At 72.7% G+C, this 16,621-nt stretch carries 13 protein-coding genes; 7 read left to right on the forward strand and 6 right to left on the reverse strand.

Translation table 11 applies throughout. The annotated features are described in order from the left end of the window. Positions 1-143 precede the first annotated feature (143 nt). Both FB455_RS06710 and FB455_RS06715 read left to right on the forward strand, forming a co-directional pair. On the forward strand, positions 144-1,358 hold the full coding sequence (locus tag FB455_RS06710) for an acetyl-CoA C-acetyltransferase (protein WP_013285318.1): 1,215 nt from the start codon (positions 144-146) through the stop codon (positions 1,356-1,358). 9 nt (positions 1,359-1,367) lie between these two features. Continuing rightward, positions 1,368-3,515 carry a 3-hydroxyacyl-CoA dehydrogenase NAD-binding domain-containing protein gene (locus FB455_RS06715; protein ID WP_030270416.1) on the forward strand — a complete coding sequence of 716 codons (2,148 nt, stop codon included), beginning with the start codon at positions 1,368-1,370 and terminating at the stop codon, positions 3,513-3,515. Positions 3,516-3,521: 6 nt separating this feature from the next. Here the strand turns inward: FB455_RS06715 and FB455_RS06720 are convergent, their stop codons facing one another. Together FB455_RS06720 and FB455_RS06725 are read right to left on the reverse strand one after the other, a co-directional pair. After that, positions 3,522-5,468: a GMC family oxidoreductase N-terminal domain-containing protein gene (locus FB455_RS06720; protein WP_030270415.1), complete on the reverse strand. Its 1,947-nt coding sequence runs from the start codon at positions 5,466-5,468 to the stop codon at positions 3,522-3,524. Between the two features lie 32 nt (positions 5,469-5,500). Further along, on the reverse strand, positions 5,501-6,652 hold the full coding sequence (locus tag FB455_RS06725; RefSeq protein ID WP_030270414.1) for an acyl-CoA dehydrogenase family protein: 1,152 nt from the start codon (positions 6,650-6,652) through the stop codon (positions 5,501-5,503). Positions 6,653-6,728: 76 nt separating this feature from the next. Here FB455_RS06725 and FB455_RS06730 point away from each other — a divergent pair, with 76 nt between their 5' ends. Next, positions 6,729-8,219 carry an aldehyde dehydrogenase family protein gene (locus tag FB455_RS06730; protein ID WP_030270412.1) on the forward strand — a complete coding sequence of 497 codons (1,491 nt, stop codon included), beginning with the start codon at positions 6,729-6,731 and terminating at the stop codon, positions 8,217-8,219. A 1-nt stretch (position 8,220) separates the two neighbouring features. Here FB455_RS06730 and FB455_RS06735 read toward each other — a convergent pair whose 3' ends face one another. Further along, complete coding sequence (locus FB455_RS06735; protein WP_013285323.1) at positions 8,221-8,901, reverse strand: GntR family transcriptional regulator; 681 nt, start codon at positions 8,899-8,901, stop codon at positions 8,221-8,223. Between the two features lie 43 nt (positions 8,902-8,944). Here FB455_RS06735 and FB455_RS06740 point away from each other — a divergent pair, with 43 nt between their 5' ends. From FB455_RS06740 to FB455_RS06755, 4 genes are read left to right on the forward strand one after another with little or no spacing between them, the layout of a single operon-like run. Beyond that, a complete protein-coding gene (locus FB455_RS06740) occupies positions 8,945-9,766 on the forward strand; it encodes an enoyl-CoA hydratase-related protein (RefSeq protein WP_030270410.1) in 822 nt (273 codons plus the stop codon). Further along, positions 9,763-10,923, forward strand: a complete 1,161-nt coding sequence (locus FB455_RS06745; RefSeq protein WP_030270408.1) for a CaiB/BaiF CoA transferase family protein — start codon at positions 9,763-9,765, stop codon at positions 10,921-10,923. The genes FB455_RS06740 and FB455_RS06745 overlap by 4 nt, the downstream gene beginning before the upstream one ends. Continuing rightward, on the forward strand, positions 10,923-11,951 hold the full coding sequence (locus FB455_RS06750) for an LLM class F420-dependent oxidoreductase (RefSeq protein ID WP_030270406.1): 1,029 nt from the start codon (positions 10,923-10,925) through the stop codon (positions 11,949-11,951). The genes FB455_RS06745 and FB455_RS06750 overlap by 1 nt, the downstream gene beginning before the upstream one ends. A 22-nt stretch (positions 11,952-11,973) precedes the next feature. Then, positions 11,974-13,107: an acyl-CoA dehydrogenase family protein gene (locus FB455_RS06755; RefSeq protein WP_030270404.1), complete on the forward strand. Its 1,134-nt coding sequence runs from the start codon at positions 11,974-11,976 to the stop codon at positions 13,105-13,107. Here FB455_RS06755 and FB455_RS06760 read toward each other — a convergent pair. From FB455_RS06760 to FB455_RS06770, 3 genes are all read right to left on the reverse strand, one after another. Continuing rightward, positions 13,093-13,800 carry a TetR/AcrR family transcriptional regulator gene (locus FB455_RS06760; protein WP_030270402.1) on the reverse strand — a complete coding sequence of 236 codons (708 nt, stop codon included), beginning with the start codon at positions 13,798-13,800 and terminating at the stop codon, positions 13,093-13,095. The genes FB455_RS06755 and FB455_RS06760 overlap by 15 nt on opposite strands. Before the next feature lie 136 nt (positions 13,801-13,936). Then, positions 13,937-14,689 (reverse strand): succinate dehydrogenase/fumarate reductase iron-sulfur subunit, encoded by a 753-nt coding sequence (locus FB455_RS06765; RefSeq protein ID WP_013285329.1) that lies wholly within the window; start codon positions 14,687-14,689, stop codon positions 13,937-13,939. Then, the gene (locus FB455_RS06770; RefSeq protein WP_030270400.1) at positions 14,686-16,620 is read right to left on the reverse strand and encodes a fumarate reductase/succinate dehydrogenase flavoprotein subunit; all 1,935 of its coding nucleotides are present in this window, start codon (positions 16,618-16,620) and stop codon (positions 14,686-14,688) included. Before FB455_RS06770 ends, FB455_RS06765 begins: the two co-directional genes overlap by 4 nt. Between the last annotated feature and the right edge of the window lies 1 nt (position 16,621).

The raw sequence follows: 16,621 nt of genomic DNA on the forward strand, positions 1-16,621 counted from the left end.
CTCGCGTGCATCCGGTGACGCCCCTCGGCCGTTTCCCCGGCGGGGTCGGAGCCGGACAGCGCGGAACGCGTCTTGACAAGCGGCGGCAGGCTCAAGAAAAGTTAGGCGAAATTCGCATGCGGGTGAGCAATGAGGAGCTTGGCATGACGACCGATGCGTTCATCTACGACGCGTTGCGCACGCCGCGCGGGCGGGGCAAGCCGACCGGATCGCTGTACGGGGTGAAGCCTGTTTCGCTGATCACCGGCCTGATCGAGGAGACCCTGCGGCGGATGCCCGGCCTCGATCCGGCGCTGATCGACGACATCGTGCTCGGGGTGGTGTCCCCGCTCGGCGACCAGGGCGCCGACATCGCCCGGACCGCCGCCGTCGCCGCCGGCCTGCCCGACACGGTGGCCGGGGTCCAGCTCAACCGCTTCTGCGCCTCCGGGCTGGAGGCGGTGAACATCGCCGCGCAGAAGGTGCGCTCCGGCTGGGAGGATCTCGTCCTCGCCGGTGGCGTCGAGTCGATGTCCCGGGTGCCGATGGGCTCCGACGGCGGGGCCTGGGCGCTCGACCCGGAGGTCAACTTCACCACCGGGTTCGTGCCGCAGGGCATCAGCGCCGACCTCATCGCCACCATCGCCGGCTTCGATCGGGAGACGGTCGACGCGTACGCGCTCCAGTCGCAGGCGCGGGCCGCGAAGGCGTGGGCCAACGGCTACTTCGCCCGGTCCGTGGTGCCGGTCCGCGACCGCAACGGGCTGACCGTGCTGGACCGGGACGAGCACATCCGGGCCGACTCGACGGCGGAGAGCCTCGGCGCGCTGCGCCCCTCGTTCGCCGAGATCGGTGAGAAGGCGGGCTTCGACGCGGTCGCGTTGCAGAAGTACCACTGGGTCGAGCGCATCGAGCACGTCCACACGGCGGGCAACTCCTCCGGCATCGTGGACGGCGCCGCGCTCGTCGCGATCGGCAGCGAGGCGGCAGGCGCCGCCGCCGGTCTCACCCCGCGCGCCCGCGTCGTGGCCACAGCGCTCAGCGGCGCCGACCCCACCATCATGCTCACCGGCCCGGCCCCGGCCGCCCGTAAGGCGCTCGCGAAGGCCGGTCTCGGCGTCGACGACCTCGACCTGGTGGAGATCAACGAGGCGTTCGCCGCGGTGGTCCTGCGGTTCGTCGCCGACCTCGGCCTGAACCCGGACATCGTCAACGCCAACGGCGGGGCGATCGCGATGGGCCACCCGCTCGGCGCGACCGGCGCCATGATCCTCGGCACGCTCGTCGACGAACTGGAACGACGCGGCGGCCGCTACGGCCTGGCCACGCTCTGCGCGGGCGGCGGCATGGGCATCGCGACCGTGATCGAACGAATCTGAGGAGCACGAATGGCAAACACCATCCGGTGGGAGCACGGCGACGACGGCATCGTGCTGCTCACCCTCGACCACCCCGGCCGTTCGGCGAACGTGATGAACGCGGAGTTCGGCGCGAGCCTGGCGGCCACCGTGGACCGGCTCGAAGCCGAGCGTGACCGGATCACCGGCGTGATCGTCACCTCGGCCAAGAAGACGTTCTTCGCCGGCGGCGACCTGGAGACCCTGGTGCGGCTCACGCCCGCCGACGCCGAGGCGTCAGCGGCCGACGCGGCCGCGCTCAAGCAGGCCGTACGCCGGCTGGAGACGCTCGGCCGCCCGGTCGTCGCCGCCGTCAACGGATCGGCCCTCGGCGGCGGACTGGAACTGGCCCTGGGCTGCCACCACCGCGTCGTGCTCGACGACCCGGCCATCGAGATCGGCTTTCCCGAGGTCACGCTCGGCCTGCTGCCCGGCTGCGGCGGCGTGGTGCGTACCGTCCGGCTGCTCGGCGTCACCGCCGCGCTGACCGACTGGCTGCTGCGCGGCCAGCGCCGCCGGCCGCAGGACGCGCTCGCGCACGGGCTGGTCGACGAGTTGGCCGCCGACCGGGACGCCCTGATGGCCGCCGCCCGTGAGTGGATCGCCGCCCACCCGGACGCGACCCAGCCGTACGACCGCAAGGACTACCGGATGCCCGGCGGCACCCCGTCCAGCCCCGGCCTCGCGGTGCAGTTGCCGGCCATGCCCGCGCTGCTGCGCAAGCAGCTCAAGGGCGCGCCCTACCCGGCGCCCCGCAACATCCTCGCCGCCGCCGTCGAGGGCGCCCAGGTGGACCTGGACACCGCGTTCGTCATCGAGGGGCGGTACTTCACCGAGCTGGCGACCGGCCAGGTCGCCAAGAACATGATCAAGGCGCTCTTCTTCGACCTCCAGACCGCCCGGTCCCGCACCGCCGGTGGCGACCACGAGCCGGTACGCAGCGTCGCCGTCGTCGGCGCGGGCATGATGGGCGCAGCCATCGCGTACGTCTGCGCCCGCGCCGGGATGCGGGTGGTGCTCAAGGACGTCACCGCCGAGGGTGCGGCGCGCGGCAAGGCGTACTCGGCGGGCCTGCTCGACAAGGCGGTCGCGCGGGGCCGGTCCACGCCGGAGAAGCGGGACGAGATCCTGGGCCGCATCCACGCCACCGGCGACCTCGCCGACCTGGCCGGCGTCGACCTCGCCATCGAGGCGGTCTTCGAGGATCCGGCGCTCAAGCACAAGGTGTACGCCGAGATCGAGCAGGTCGCGCCGGACGCGCTCATCGCCTCCAACACCTCCACGCTGCCCATCACGCTGCTGGCCGAGGGCGTCAGCCGGCCGGAGGAGTTCGTCGGGCTGCACTTCTTCTCCCCGGTGGACAAGATGCCGCTGGTCGAGGTGATCCGCGGGGAGCGGACCGACGAGGCCACGCTGGGCCGCGCGCTGGGCGTCGTCCGCCAGTTGCGCAAGACGCCGATCGTGGTCAACGACAGCCGGGGCTTCTTCACCAGCCGGGTCATCGGCACGTTCACCAACGAGGGCGTGGCGATGCTGGCCGAGGGCATCCCGGCGGCCACCATCGAGCAGGCCAGCAGCCAGGCCGGCTATCCCGCGCCGGTCCTCGCGCTGATGGACGAGCTGACCCTCACCCTGCCCCGGAAGATCCGCCAGGAGACGGCCGCCGCGACAGTGGCCGCCGGGGGCACCTGGCAGCCGCACGCCGCCGACGCGGTGATCGACCGGATGATCGACGAGTGCGGCCGGACCGGACGCTCCGGCGGTGCCGGCTTCTACGACTACCGCGACGGGAAGCGGGCCGGGCTCTGGCCGGGGCTGCGGGAGCAGTTCGGCGGCACGAACCTGGACACGCCCTTCGAGGACCTCAAGGAGCGGATGCTCTTCATCGAGGCGATCGAGTCGGTGCGGTGCCTGGACGAGGGCGTGCTGACCTCGGTGGCCGACGCCAACGTCGGCTCGATCCTGGGGATCGGCTATCCGAGCTGGACCGGCGGCGTCCTGCAGTACGTCAACCAGTACGACGGCGGGCTGCCGGGCTTCGTGGCCCGCGCCCGGGTGCTCGCAGAGCGCTACGGCGAGCGGTTCGACCCGCCGCCGCTGCTGACGGCGATGGCCGAGCGGGGCGAACGGTTCGAGTAGCGGCGGTCAGAGCGCGGCGGCGAGTCGCTGGGCGTTCATGTACGCGATGGCCTCCACGGAGATCATCGGGTTGACGCCCAGCGACCCCGGGAAGGTCGACGCGTCGGCGAGGACCAGGTTGGGGACCTCCCACGTCGCGCCGTCCGGCCGGGCCACCGACGTCGCCGCGCTGCCGCCCATCCGGGCCGCGCCCATGATGTGCAGGGCGGCCATGGCGACCTGCCCGGGCGCGGTCCCCAGCGTCTCGACGTGCCGGACGAACTCGTCGATGGAACCCGTGCCGCGTTCCCAGACCGGGCCGCGCTGGTGTCCGGACCAGAGCCGCAGCGCTCCGGCCGCCTCGACGATCCGGGCCGCGCCGGCGATCCCTGCTCGCAGATGGGCCGCGTCGTACGGGGAAAGGCGGTAGTGCACCACCGGCTCGCCGTCGCGGCCGACCCGGACCTCACCGCTGTCGCGGTCGCGGGTGATCACGCCGACCCCGCCGAGGTGCGGCAGCGCGCGCATCCGGTCCAGATGCGCCCGTCCGCCCGTCCAGCTCATGAACGACACAGCGGTGGCCGGGTTGGTGGCGGCGGTCTCGTAGATGACGCCGTAGCCGCGGCCGTCGAGATCGGCGTGTTCGGTGGAGTACCGGGTCTGCATCCCGCCCTCCCACGGCCGCACCTCCTCGGCGAACACGCCCCACACGCCGGTCGCCGGATGCAGGTGCAGGTGCCGGCCGATGTTCGGGTTGGTGAGCCCGGAGCGGCGGAGCAGGGCGGGTGTCTGCACGCTGCCGGCCGCGACCACCACGGCGCGGGCGCGTACGGCGACCGGGTGGCCGTTCGCGGTATGGCCGGTCACGCCCGTCGCCCGGCCCGCTTCGACGGTGACGGTCCGCACGTCGACGCCGACGACGAGCCGCGTACCGGCGCGCTCCGCGTCGGCCAGCCAGGTCTTCGTCGCGGACCGTTTGGCGCCGATCCGGCAGCCCAGGCCGCAGCGCCCGCACTCGACACCGGTGTCGCAGCCGTCGACGTTGCGGGGCATCTCGTCGACGTGCCAGCCCAGGCGGTTCAGTCCGCGCTCCATCAGCGCGTCCCGGGAGGAGATCCGGCCGTGCTCGCGGTTGACGCCCAGCCTCGACCACACCGCGTCGAGGCAGCTGTCGTACTCGTCGGTGGCGAACTGCGGCACGCCGAGCGCGGCCCACTCCTCGCGTACCCGGGCCGGGGTGGGGAACGACGTGGTGTAGTTCACCACTGTGCCCCCGCCGAGGCACTGCCCCTGGAGGAGGCTGAGCTGGCCCTCGGCGGTGGCGGCGGGGCCCGGGGCGTAGAGCCGGGACAGTCCGGACAGCTCCCCGCCGTCGAAGTCCCGGTCGTCGTAGTAGCCGCCCTTCTCGACGACGACCACGTCCAGGCCGTGCCCGGCGAGGACCGCGGCGGCAGTGCCGCCGCCGGCGCCGGATCCGACGACGACGACGTCGCAGTCCAGCGTGGTCGGCGCGGACGGGTGGACCGGGGCCAGCGGCGGCGCGGGCGCGTCGGGCCGGACCCCGAGCGGTCCGGGGTAGCCGATGGCGTCCCACACGGGCGAGTGCCCGGCCGGCCCCGGCGTCAGGTAGTAGGAGAGGGTGGCGGCGCCCTTGAGCGCCTGGAACAGCGCCCGTTTGGCGGTGATCCGCGAGTGGGCCAGCGCGAGCAGCGTCTTCTCCCGGCGCTCCTGCGACTGCCGGGAGAACGGCCGCGCGGAACCGCCGAGGACGAACTGGGTGGCGGGGGAGTCCCACCGGTCCAGCAGCCGCAGGAACTGCCGGACCTCGGCGGCGCGCGGATTGTGCAGGACGAGTGCGGCCATCACCTCGGTCGCGCCGAGCCGGCTGGCCGACGGGATCCCGGCGCCGTCACCCGGCGCGAACGTGTCGCAGATGCTCGCCAGGGCGGCGCGCTGGCGGTCGGACAGGTGCACGGTGCCTCCGATCGACCGAAGGGCCGGGTGGGTCAGGACATCTGCTCGGACAGGCCGTACGTCTTGGCGATGATCTCGCGCTGGATCTCGCTGGCGCCGCCGTACACGGTGGACACGATCGCCGAGCGGACCAGACGCTCCATGTCGAACTCGGTGGTGTAGCCGTAGCCGCCCATCATCTGCATCGCGTCCAGCGCGACGCGCCGGGCCGTCTCGGTGGCCTTGAGCTTCGCCATCGAACTCTCCCGGGGCAGCACCGTGTCCGGTGCCTTGTCGACCTTCGCGGCGGTGTCGTAGACGAGCAGCCGGGCGCACTCGATCTCGGTGGCCAGGTCGGCCAGGCGGTGCCGGATCACCTGGAACGATCCGATCGGCCGGCGGAACTGGCGGCGGTCCTTCACGTACGCCACCACGTCGTCGAACGCGCGCCGGGCGATGCCGAGCACCACGCTGGCGAGGATCAGCCGTTCCATGTTGAGCCCGGCCATCAGCTGCCGCCAGCCGTGGTCGACCCGGCCGACCACCGCGTCGGCGGGGAGCACGCAGTCGGTGAAGTAGAGGTCGTTGACCTCGCGGCCGCCCATGGTGTCGATGCCGGACACGGTCAGGCCGGGCGCGCCGGCCGGGACCAGGAACATGGTCAGGCCCTGGTGGTCGCCGGCCCGGCCCGAGGTGCGCGCGACGAGCAGGATGTGCTCGGCCAGGTGGGCGTTGGAGCACCACGTCTTCTGCCCGTTGACCACCCACCCGTCGCCGCGCCGCTCGGCCCGGCAGCTCAGGTTCGCCACGTCGGAGCCGGCCTCGGGCTCGGACATCGCGACCGCCTCGACCACGCCGCGGGCCACGCCGCTGAGGATCAGCTTCTTCTGCTCCGGCGTGCCGAACCGCTGGTAGGTGGCGGCGACGATGATCGAGGTGGTGAACCCGCCGATGGGCGCCATCGCCCGGCTGGTCTCCTCCAGGAACAGGCACAGCTCGGTCATGCCGGCGCCGCCGCCGTCGAACTCCTCCGGCAGCGACAGGCCGAGCCAGCCGAGTTCGGCCATCTTCCGGTACAGCTCCGGGCTGTGCGGTTCCCGCCCGCCGTCGGTGAGACGGTGCCGTTGCTCGCGGGTGCCGACCTCGCGGCGGCAGAAGTCCCGCACCGCCTCGACAAGTGACAGTTGCTCGTCGCTCCACTCCACCGCGGTACCTCCAGCGCATCGTGAGGGATTGACAGCAAGGCTAAACTATCGAATATCAAATGTCAGGAGGCCGCCGATGACGTCCCTCGTTGAGCACCCCCGCCGGCTGCGCGTCGTCGACCCGGTGACAGGTGAGCACCGCGCCGACTACGACATCGCCGACGACGCCGCCGTACGCGCCGCCGTGACGCGGGCCCGCGAGGCGGCCGGCTGGTGGGCCGGTCTGGACGCCAGGCAGCGCCGCCGGCACCTGCTGGCGTACAAGGCGGCGGTCGCCGGTGGCATCGAGGAGCTGGCCGGCATCGTCCGGAGCGAGACCGGCAAGAGCCTCGCCGGGGCTCAACTCGAGGTGATGCTCGCCGTCGAGCACCTGGACTGGGCGGCCCGGCACGCCGCACGGGTGCTCAGGCGGCGGTCGGTCTCCTCCGGCCTGCTCGCGTTCAACCAGGCCGCCTCCGTCGAGTACGTGCCGTACGGCGTGGTCGGCGTGATCGGGCCGTGGAACTACCCCGTCTACACGCCGATGGGTGCGGTGTCGCACGCGCTCGCCGCCGGCAACGCGGTGGTGTTCAAGCCCAGCGAGTTCACCCCGGGCGTCGGGGTGTGGCTGGCCGAGCGCTGGCACGAGCTGCTTCCCGACCACCCGGTCCTCCAGGTGGTCACCGGCGACGGCACGACCGGCGCCGCGCTGTGCCGCGCCTCGGTCGACAAGATCGCGTTCACCGGGTCGGCAGCGACCGGGCGCGCCGTCATGGCCGCCTGCGCCGAGAGCCTGACGCCGGTGGTGATCGAGGGCGGCGGCAAGGACGCGCTGATCGTCACCGCCGACGCCGACCTCGACGCGGCAGCGCAGGCGGCGGTCTTCGGCGGACTCGGCAACGCCGGGCAGACGTGTGCCGGCGTCGAGCGCGTCTACGTCGAACGGTCCGTCTACGAGCCGTTCCTGGCCACGCTCACCGAACTGGCGCGGCAGGTCCGGCCGGGTGCCGAGCCGGACGCGCCGTACGGGCCGATGACCACGCCCACCCAGCCCGAGGTCGTGCGGCGCCACGTCACCGACGCGCTCGACCGGGGCGGCCGGGCGGTTGTCGGTGACGCGGCTTCGGTCCGGCCCCCGTTCGTGGAGCCGGTCGTGCTGACCGACGTGCCCGAGGACAGCACCGCCGTCACCGAGGAGACGTTCGGCCCGGTGCTCGTGGTCAACCCGGTGGCCGACGCGGACGAGGCGGTCCGCCGCACGAACGCGACCAGCTACGGCCTCTCCGGCTCGATCTTCACCCGCGACCGCCGTCGTGGCCTGGCGCTCGCCGGGCGGCTGCGGGCCGGCGCGGTGTCGGTCAACTCGGTGCTGGGGTACGCGGGCGTGCCGTCACTGCCCTTCGGCGGCGTGGGCGACTCGGGGTTCGGGCGGGTCCACGGCGCGGACGGCCTGCGCGAGTTCGCCCGGGCGCGATCGGTGACGTGGCAGCGGTTCCGGCCGCTGATCGAGGTGATGACGCTTCAGCCGTCCGCCGCCGCGATGAAGCGCTCGCTGGCGATGTTCGCGTGGCGTCATGGCCGCCGGTGACTCACTCGTTCCACACGCCCAGGCCGTCCAGGTGCTTGACCAGCCGCTCCGCGCCGTCGGTGAAGTGCCGGGCCATGACCGGCCGGACCGCCTCCGGGTCGCCCGCCGCGAGCGCGTCGAGCAGCGCCTCGTGATCGGCGACCATGCCGGCCCGCCACTCCGCGTCCGCGGCGTAGAACCGCGACGGCGTGTAGCGGGTCACGGTGCGCAGCAGCCAGGACAGCTTGCGCGCGTCGGCGAGCCGGTTGATCCGGCGGTGGAACTCGTATTCGAGCTGTTCGACCCGGCTGACCTGCCGGGCCTGGGCGGCCCGGCGCAGCCGCTCGTGCTGCTGCCGCAGGTCGTCGAGCTGCTCCGGGGTGATGCTGACGGCGACCCGGGCGGCCAGCTCGCCGGCGATGTGGCCCTGGAGGCTGAACACGTCGATGATGTCCTGCCGCGACAGCGGCGCCACCACGTGCCCGCGGCGCGGTTGCAGCTCGACCATGTCCTCCGCGCGCAGCATCAGCAGCGCCTCGCGTACCGGTGTGATGCTCAGCCCGGTCTCCTGGGCCACCTCCTCGAGCCGGATGCGTTCGCCGGGGCGCAGCTGGCCGGACATGATCCGGTCGCGCAGCAGGCTCGCCACGGTCTCGGAGAGCTGGGGCTGAGAGACGTTCTGGATCCTGCCGCGGTCCGCCACCAGCCCAGAGTATCAAATGTCAAATGTCAGAACAGGAGCGCCGATGAGCTCGACCGTGCCGGAGTCCGAACCGGCCGGCGCCGGACTGCGGGCCGCCACCAGCGACGGCGTCCGCACCATCTGGTTCGACCGGCCCGACCGGCGCAACGCGATGTCGCTGGAGATGTTCCGCGACTACTACGCGGCCCTGGTGGCGGCGGACGCCGACCCGGAGGTCCGGGCGGTCGTGGTCACCGGCTCCGGTGACTGGTTCTGCTCCGGCGCCGACCCGGAGGCGCTCGCCGCGCTGCTCGACGAACGCAACCGCGACCTGCTCGCCGGCGAGTTCGGCCACCCACCGCACCTGCCGCTGACGCTCGGCACCCCGATCGTCGCCGCGATGAACGGCGGCGCGGCCGGCCTCGGCCTGGTCCACGCGCTCTACGCCGACGTGCGGTTCATGGCGGCGGAGGCGCGCCTGTCCACCTCGTTCAGCCGGCTCGGCCTCGTCGCCGAGTACGGCAGCGCCTGGCTGCTGCCCCGGCTGATCGGCGTCGGCGCCGCGCTGGACCTGCTGCTGTCCGGCCGCAAGGTCGACGCCGTGGAGGCGTTCCGGATCGGACTTGTGCAACGCGTGCTCCCGCGCGACGAGGTGCTGGCCGAGGCACAAGCCTATGCCGTGGCCCTGGCCGAGCACTGCTCACCGGCGTCCATGGCGGTGATCCGGCGGCAGGTGTGGTCGGGCTCGGAGACCGGCGCCGCCGAGGCCGCCACCGACGCGATCCGGCTCATGGTCGAGTCCCTGGCCGGCGCCGACTTCGGCGAGGCCCTGCTCAGCCGGGCCCAGGGCCGCGCACCCCGCTTCGCCCCACGGGGCGGCGCGTGAGCGGCCCGCTCGCCGGCGTCCGGGTCGTGGAACTGGCCGGGATCGGACCCGGCCCGTTCGCCGCCATGCTGCTGGCCGACCTCGGCGCCGACGTGGTCCGGGTCGACCGGCCGGAGCCCGGCGCGCTCCCGGCCGGTGACCCCGGGCGGAACCTGCTCAACCGGGGCAAACGCTCGATCGTGGTGGACCTCAAGCACCCCGACGGCGCCGAGGTGGTCCTCGCGCTGGCCGGCCGGGCCGCGATCCTGATCGAGGGCTGGCGCCCCGGCGTGGCCGAACGGCTCGGCGTCGGACCGCAGGCCGCGCTGGCCCGCAACCCGGGCCTGGTGTACGGGCGGATGACCGGCTGGGGACAGGACGGGCCGCTGGCCCGCGCCGCCGGCCACGACATCGGCTACATCGCCGTAGCCGGGGCGCTGCACCCGATCGGCCGCGCCGGCGGGCCGCCGCAGATCCCGCTCAACCTGGTCGGCGACTTCGGCGGCGGCTCGCTCTACCTGGTCGTCGGCATCCTGGCCGCGCTGCACGTCGCCGCCGCCACCGGCCGGGGCCAGGTCGTCGACGCCGCCATCGTGGACGGCGCGGCCCACCTCACCACCCCGTTCGCCGGGATGCTCGCGCAGGGCACCTGGCGACCCGAGCGGGGCCGCAACCTGCTCGACGGCGGCGCACCGTTCTACGACGTGTACGCCACCGCCGACGGCGGGCACATGGCTGTGGGCGCGCTGGAACCCCAGTTCTACGCCGAACTGCTGCGGCTGCTCGGGCTCGCAGGCGCGGACCTGCCGGCACAGCACGACGTGGCCGGATGGCCGGTGCTGCGAGCCCGCTTCGCCGAGGTGTTCGCCGGCCGTACCCGCGACGAGTGGACAGCGGTGTTCGACGGCACCGACGCCTGCGTCGCGCCGGTGCTGTCGCTCACCGAGGCGCCAGGCCACCCGCACCTGGCGGCGCGCGGCACGTACGAGGAGCACTTCGGCGTCCGGCAGCCGGCCGTGGCGCCCCGCCTGTCCGGGACACCCGGCCGGGTCGGCGGCCCGCCGCCCGCGCCCGGCGCCGACACCGAGCCCGTCCTCACCGACTGGGGACTGGGCGCACACCTACCGCGATGGCTGGACGACGGCGTCGTCGGCCGGAAGCAGGGAGCAGCGCACTGATGCGTATCGGGACGACACTGGCGTACGCCGCCGACCCCAGAAGCGGCGCCGACGACGTGGCCGCCTGGGAACAGGACGGCCTGGACGTGGTCTGGGTGTCCGAGGCGTACGGCTTCGACGCGCCCACCGTGATGGGTTACCTCGCCGCCCGGACGAGCCGGGTCCACATCGGCTCCGCGATCCTGCCGATCTTCTCGCGTACCCCGGCTCTGCTCGCGCAGACCGCCGCGGGCCTGGACGCGATGTCCGGTGGCCGGGCCATCCTCGGCCTCGGCGCGTCCGGACCGCAGGTGATCGAGGGATGGCACGGCGTCGCGTACGACAGGCCGCTGGCCCGCACCCGCGAGGTGATCGACATCTGCCGGCGGGTGTGGCGGCGCGAGACGCTGACGAACGACGGCCTCTACCGGCTGCCGCTGCCGCCCGGCGAGGGCACCGGGCTGGGCAAGCCGCTGAAGATCCTCACCCACCCGGTCCGCGACCGGATCCCGATCCACGTGGCGAGCCTCGGTGACCGGAACGTCCGGATGACCGCCGAGATCGCCGACGGGTGGCTGCCGTTCCTCTACGATCCGCAGCGCGCGGGCGACGTCTGGGGTGCCGCGCTGGCGGCCGGCCGGGCGAAACGGCCGGCTGACCTCGGGCCGCTGGAGGTGGTGGCCGGCGGGCCGCTGGCGATCGGCCCGGACGTGACCGGGCTGCGCGACCTCGCCCGGCCGCTGATCGCCCTGTACGTGGGCGGGATGGGCGCCAAGGGCCGCAACTTCTACCACGACCTTCTGTGCCGCTACGGCTACGAAGCCGAGGCGGACCGCATCCAGGACCTCTACCTGGACGGCCGCAAGGCCGAGGCCGCCGCCGCGGTGCCGGCGGAACTGCTGGAACGCACCAGCCTGATCGGACCGGAGAGCTACGTGCGTGACCGGGTCCAGGAGTACCGCGACGCGGGCGTGACGATCCTCAACGTCGCGCCGCTGGGCGAGGACCCGCGGCGCCTCGTCGCCGCCGTCGCGGACATGGCCCGGTAGCGCAGGGGAGGAGCCCACACACATGGACCGCGCGATCTTCACCGCCGACCACCTCGCGTTCGCCGAACTGGTGCGCGCCTTCATCGACAAGGAGATCACCCCGCACCACGAGCGCTGGGAGGCCGACGGCATCGTCGACCGCGGCGTGTGGCGGGCCGCCGGCGCCGCCGGACTGCTCGGCCTCTTCGTCGACGAACGGTACGGCGGCGCCGGGGTCACCGACCGGCGCTTCCACGCCGTCCTGACCGAGGAACTCGCCCGGGCCGGTGCGAGCGGGCCCGCGTTCGGCCTGCACAACGACATCATCGGCCCGTACCTGACCGACCTGACCACCGAGGAGCAGAAGCAGCGCTGGCTGCCGGGCTTCTGCTCCGGCGAGATCGTCACCGCCATCGCCATGTCCGAGCCGGGCGCGGGCAGCGACCTGGCGGGCATCACCACCACAGCGGTACGCGACGGCGACGACTGGGTCCTCAACGGGCAGAAGACGTTCATCAGCAACGGCATCCTGGCCGACCTGGTCGTCGTGGTGGCCCGTACCGATCCCGGCGCCGGGCGGCGGGGGATCAGCCTGCTCGTGGTCGAGCGCGGCATGCCGGGGTTCGAGCGCGGCCGCAACCTCGACAAGCTCGGGCAGAAGGCGCAGGACACCGCCGAGCTGTTCTTCTCCGACGTCCGCGTACCAGCGGCGAACCTGCTCGGCGCGGAGGGCGAGGGCTTCGCCTACCTGATGCGCAACCTGCCGCTGGAACGGCTGTCGATAGCCGTCGCGGCGCTCGCCGGCGCCGAGACGGTGTTCGCGCAGACGCTCGACTACTGCAAGCAGCGCCAGGCGTTCGGCCGTCCCATCGGCAGTTTCCAGCACAACCGGTTCGTACTCGCCGAACTCGCCACCGAGCTGCGCCTGGGCCGGGTCTTCGTCGACAACTGCCTGGTCGCGCCGGACCTCACCGCGGAGACGGCGGCGATGGCGAAGTGGTGGTGCACCGAGTTGCAGCAGCGCGTCGTGGACCGGTGCCTCCAGCTGCACGGCGGCTACGGCTACATGCGCGAGTACCCGGTGGCCCGCGCCTACCTGGACGCCCGCGTCCAGACCATCTACGGCGGCACCACCGAGATCATGAAGGAGGTGATCGGCCGGTCACTCGGCCTGTGAGCCGGGCTCCAGCATGGGTACGAGGAACCGGCGGGCCATGGTCCGCAGCTCGTCGGCGTCGTCCAGGTCGATGACGTGGCTCGGGGTGAGCAGGAAGGAACAGGACAGCCGGGTCATCAGCTCGGCGACCACCTCCACGTCGACTGTGGCGGCGATGGTGCCGGCGCGCTGCTCGCGGCGCAGCTGCCCGGCGACGAACCGCTGCACGGTGGCCAGGGTCCGCCCGCCGTCGCTGATCATCGAGGGGATGAGCACGTCCGGTTCGACGCTCATCAGCCCGCCGATCAGCGGGTTGCGGCGGATCGCGTCCAGCGCGCTGACGAAGCCCAGCACCAACCGGTCTCCGACGGTGGCCGCCTGCTGGATGTCGACCAGGAACCGGTCGAAGTAGCGCCGGAACTCGCGGCGGACCACCTGCTCGACCAGCCGGTCCTTGGTGGCGAACCGGCGGTACGCGGTGATCCGGGAGACGCCCGCCCGCCGGGCCACGTCCTCCATCGTGGAGCGGCGGATGCCCATCCGGCAGAACTGCTCGTAGGCGGCGTCGAGGATCCGGGTCGCCACCTCGTCGCTGTCGTCGGCGCTGTGCAACGCCTCGGTGAAGGCGCGTTCCAGCAGCGACTCGGGCCGGCCGGCCGGTTCGTCGTGACCCGCCTCGGGGGAGGACGCCTGCGCGGGAGCGGTCCGGGCCATGGGTGCCCTCCCGGGAGAGACGGTGACGCGGTTGGTGCTTCACCGTACCAATCGCCGGGGCGTACCCCCGGACAAGCGCGACCGCCGCGCCCCGGAAGCGGGGCGCGGCGGTCGCGTGGGGTCGTGCGGTGTCCGGTCAGGAGCCGGAGCGCTTGGCCGTCGCCTTCAGGTAGTCCCGGTTGAGGCGGCCGATGGTGTTCAGCGGGATGCCCTTCGGGCAGGCCGCCGCGCACTCGCCGATGTTGGTGCAGCCGCCGAAGCCGGCCTCGTCGTGCGCGTCCACCATGCCGATCACCCGGGTGTAGCGCTCCGGCTGGCCCTGGGGCAGCAGCGAGAGCTGGGTGATCTTCGCGGCGGTGAACAGCATGCCGGAGCCGTTCGGGCAGGCCGCCACGCAGGCGCCGCAGCCGATGCAGGCAGCCGACTCGAACGCGGCGTCCGCGTCGGCCTTCGGCACCGGCACCGAGTGCGCCTCCGGGGCGCTGCCGGTCGGCGCGGTGACGTAGCCGCCGGCGGCGATGATCTGGTCGAACGCGTTGCGGTTGACCACCAGGTCCTTGACGACCGGGAACGCGCGGGCCCGCCAGGGCTCGATGTCGATCGTGTCGCCGTCGGAGAACTGCCGCATGTGCAGCTGGCAGGCGGTGGTGCCGCGCTGCGGGCCGTGCGCCTCACCGTTGATCATGAGGCTGCACATGCCGCAGATGCCCTCGCGGCAGTCGTGGTCGAACGCCACCGGCTCCTCGCCGTCGAGGATGAGCCGTTCGTTGAGCACGTCGAGCATCTCCAGGAAGGACATGTCCGGGGACACGTCCTGCACCGGGTAGGTCACCATCCGACCCTTGTCCTCGGGGCCGGTCTGGCGCCAGATGCGCAGGGTCAGGTTCACTTGTAGCTCCGCTGCGTGGGGTGGACGTATTCGAAGGTCAGGTCTTCCTTGTGCAGCACGGGCTCACCGGTGCCGGTGAACTCCCAGGCCGCCACGTAGGCGAACCGGTCGTCGTCGCGCTGCGCCTCGCCGTCGGGCGTCTGGTGCTCGGCCCGGAAGTGGCCGCCGCAGGACTCCTCGCGGTGCAGGGCGTCGATGCACATCAGCTCGGCCAGCTCGAAGAAGTCGGCCACCCGGCCGGCCTTCTCCAGCGACTGGTTGAGGCCCTCGCCGTCACCCGGCACGCGCACCCGCTGCCAGAACTGCTCACGCAGCGCGCGGATCTCGTCGATCGCCTTGCGCAGCCCGGCCTCGGAGCGCTCCATGCCGCAGTGCTCCCACATGATCTGGCCCAGCTCGCGGTGGAACGAGTCCACCGTACGGTCGCCGTTGATCGCCAGCAGCCGCTTGATCCGGTCCTCGACCTCGGTGCGCGCCGCGACCGCCTCGGGGTGGCTGGCGTCGACCTTGTCCAGCGAGTTGGAGGCCAGGTAGTTGGCGAGCGTGTTCGGCAGCACGAAGTAGCCGTCGGCCAGGCCCTGCATCAGCGCCGAGGCGCCGAGCCGGTTCGCGCCGTGGTCGGAGAAGTTGGCCTCACCGATCACGAACAGGCCGGGGATCGTCGACTGGAGGTCGTAGTCGACCCAGAGGCCACCCATCGTGTAGTGCACGGCGGGGTAGATCCGCATCGGCACCTCGTACGGGTCCTCGCCGGTGATCCGCTCGTACATCTCGAAGAGGTTGCCGTACTTGGCCTCGATGGCCTTGCGGCCCAGCCGGTTGATCGCGTCGGCGAAGTCGAGGTAGACGCCGAGGCCGGTCGGGCCGACGCCGCGTCCCTCGTCGCACACGTTCTTCGCGGCGCGGGAGGCGATGTCGCGGGGGACCAGGTTGCCGAAGGACGGGTAGATCCGCTCCAGGTAGTAGTCCCGCTCGTCCTCGGGGATCTCCCGCGGGCTGCGCTGGTCGCCCTTGGCCTTGGGCACCCACACCCGGCCGTCGTTGCGCAGCGACTCGCTCATCAGGGTCAGCTTCGACTGGTGGTCGCCGGAGACCGGGATGCAGGTCGGGTGGATCTGCGTGTAGCAGGGGTTGGCGAAGTACGCGCCCTTGCGGTGCGCCCGCCAGGAGGCGGTGACGTTGCAGCCCTTGGCGTTGGTGGAGAGGTAGAAGACGTTGCCGTAGCCGCCGGAGGCGAGCACGACCGCGTCGGCCATCTCGGTGCTGATCTCGCCGGTGACCATGTCGCGGACCACGATGCCGCGCGCGCGGCCGTCGACGAGGACCAGTTCGAGCATCTCGTGGCGGGCGTTCATCTCCACGTTGCCCAGGCCGATCTGCCGCTCCAGCGCCTGGTACGCGCCGAGCAGCAGCTGCTGGCCCGTCTGGCCCCGGGCGTAGAAGGTGCGCTGCACCTGCGCGCCGCCGAAGGAGCGGGTGTCCAGCAGGCCGCCGTACTCGCGGGCGAACGGCACGCCCTGGGCCACGCACTGGTCGATGATGTTCACCGACATCTCGGCCAGCCGGTGCACGTTCGACTCGCGGGAGCGGAAGTCGCCGCCCTTGACCGTGTCGTAGAACAGGCGGTGCACCGAGTCGCCGTCGTTGCGGTAGTTCTTGGCGGCGTTGATACCGCCCTGCGCGGCGATCGAGTGGGCCCGGCGCGGGCTGTCCTGGTAGCAGTAGGACCGCACCTGGTAGCCCTGCTCGGCCAGGGTGGCGGCGGCGGAGCCGCCGGCCAGGCCGGTGCCGACCACGATCACCGTCATCTTCCGGCGGTTGGCCGGGTTGACCAGCTTCATCTCGAAGCGGTGGCGGTCCCACCGCGTCTCGATCGGGCCGTCCGGGGCCCGGGTGTCGGCGATCGGGTCGCCCTCGGTGTAGAGATCCATG

The sequence above is a fragment of the Micromonospora sp. CNZ296 genome (assembly GCF_007827635.1).

Excerpts from the sequence above, each read along its gene's own strand:
- FB455_RS06760 (WP_030270402.1), bottom strand. The coding sequence starts at position 13,800 with ATGGCCCGGACCGCTCCCGCGCAGGCGTCCTCCCCCGAGGCGGGTCAC.
- FB455_RS06710 (WP_013285318.1), top strand. The coding sequence starts at position 144 with ATGACGACCGATGCGTTCATCTACGACGCGTTGCGCACGCCGCGCGGG.
- FB455_RS06715 (WP_030270416.1), top strand. The coding sequence starts at position 1,368 with ATGGCAAACACCATCCGGTGGGAGCACGGCGACGACGGCATCGTGCTG.
- FB455_RS06740 (WP_030270410.1), top strand. The coding sequence starts at position 8,945 with ATGAGCTCGACCGTGCCGGAGTCCGAACCGGCCGGCGCCGGACTGCGG.
- FB455_RS06750 (WP_030270406.1), top strand. The coding sequence starts at position 10,923 with ATGCGTATCGGGACGACACTGGCGTACGCCGCCGACCCCAGAAGCGGC.
- FB455_RS06730 (WP_030270412.1), top strand. The coding sequence starts at position 6,729 with ATGACGTCCCTCGTTGAGCACCCCCGCCGGCTGCGCGTCGTCGACCCG.
- FB455_RS06770 (WP_030270400.1), bottom strand. The coding sequence starts at position 16,620 with ATGGATCTCTACACCGAGGGCGACCCGATCGCCGACACCCGGGCCCCG.
- FB455_RS06755 (WP_030270404.1), top strand. The coding sequence starts at position 11,974 with ATGGACCGCGCGATCTTCACCGCCGACCACCTCGCGTTCGCCGAACTG.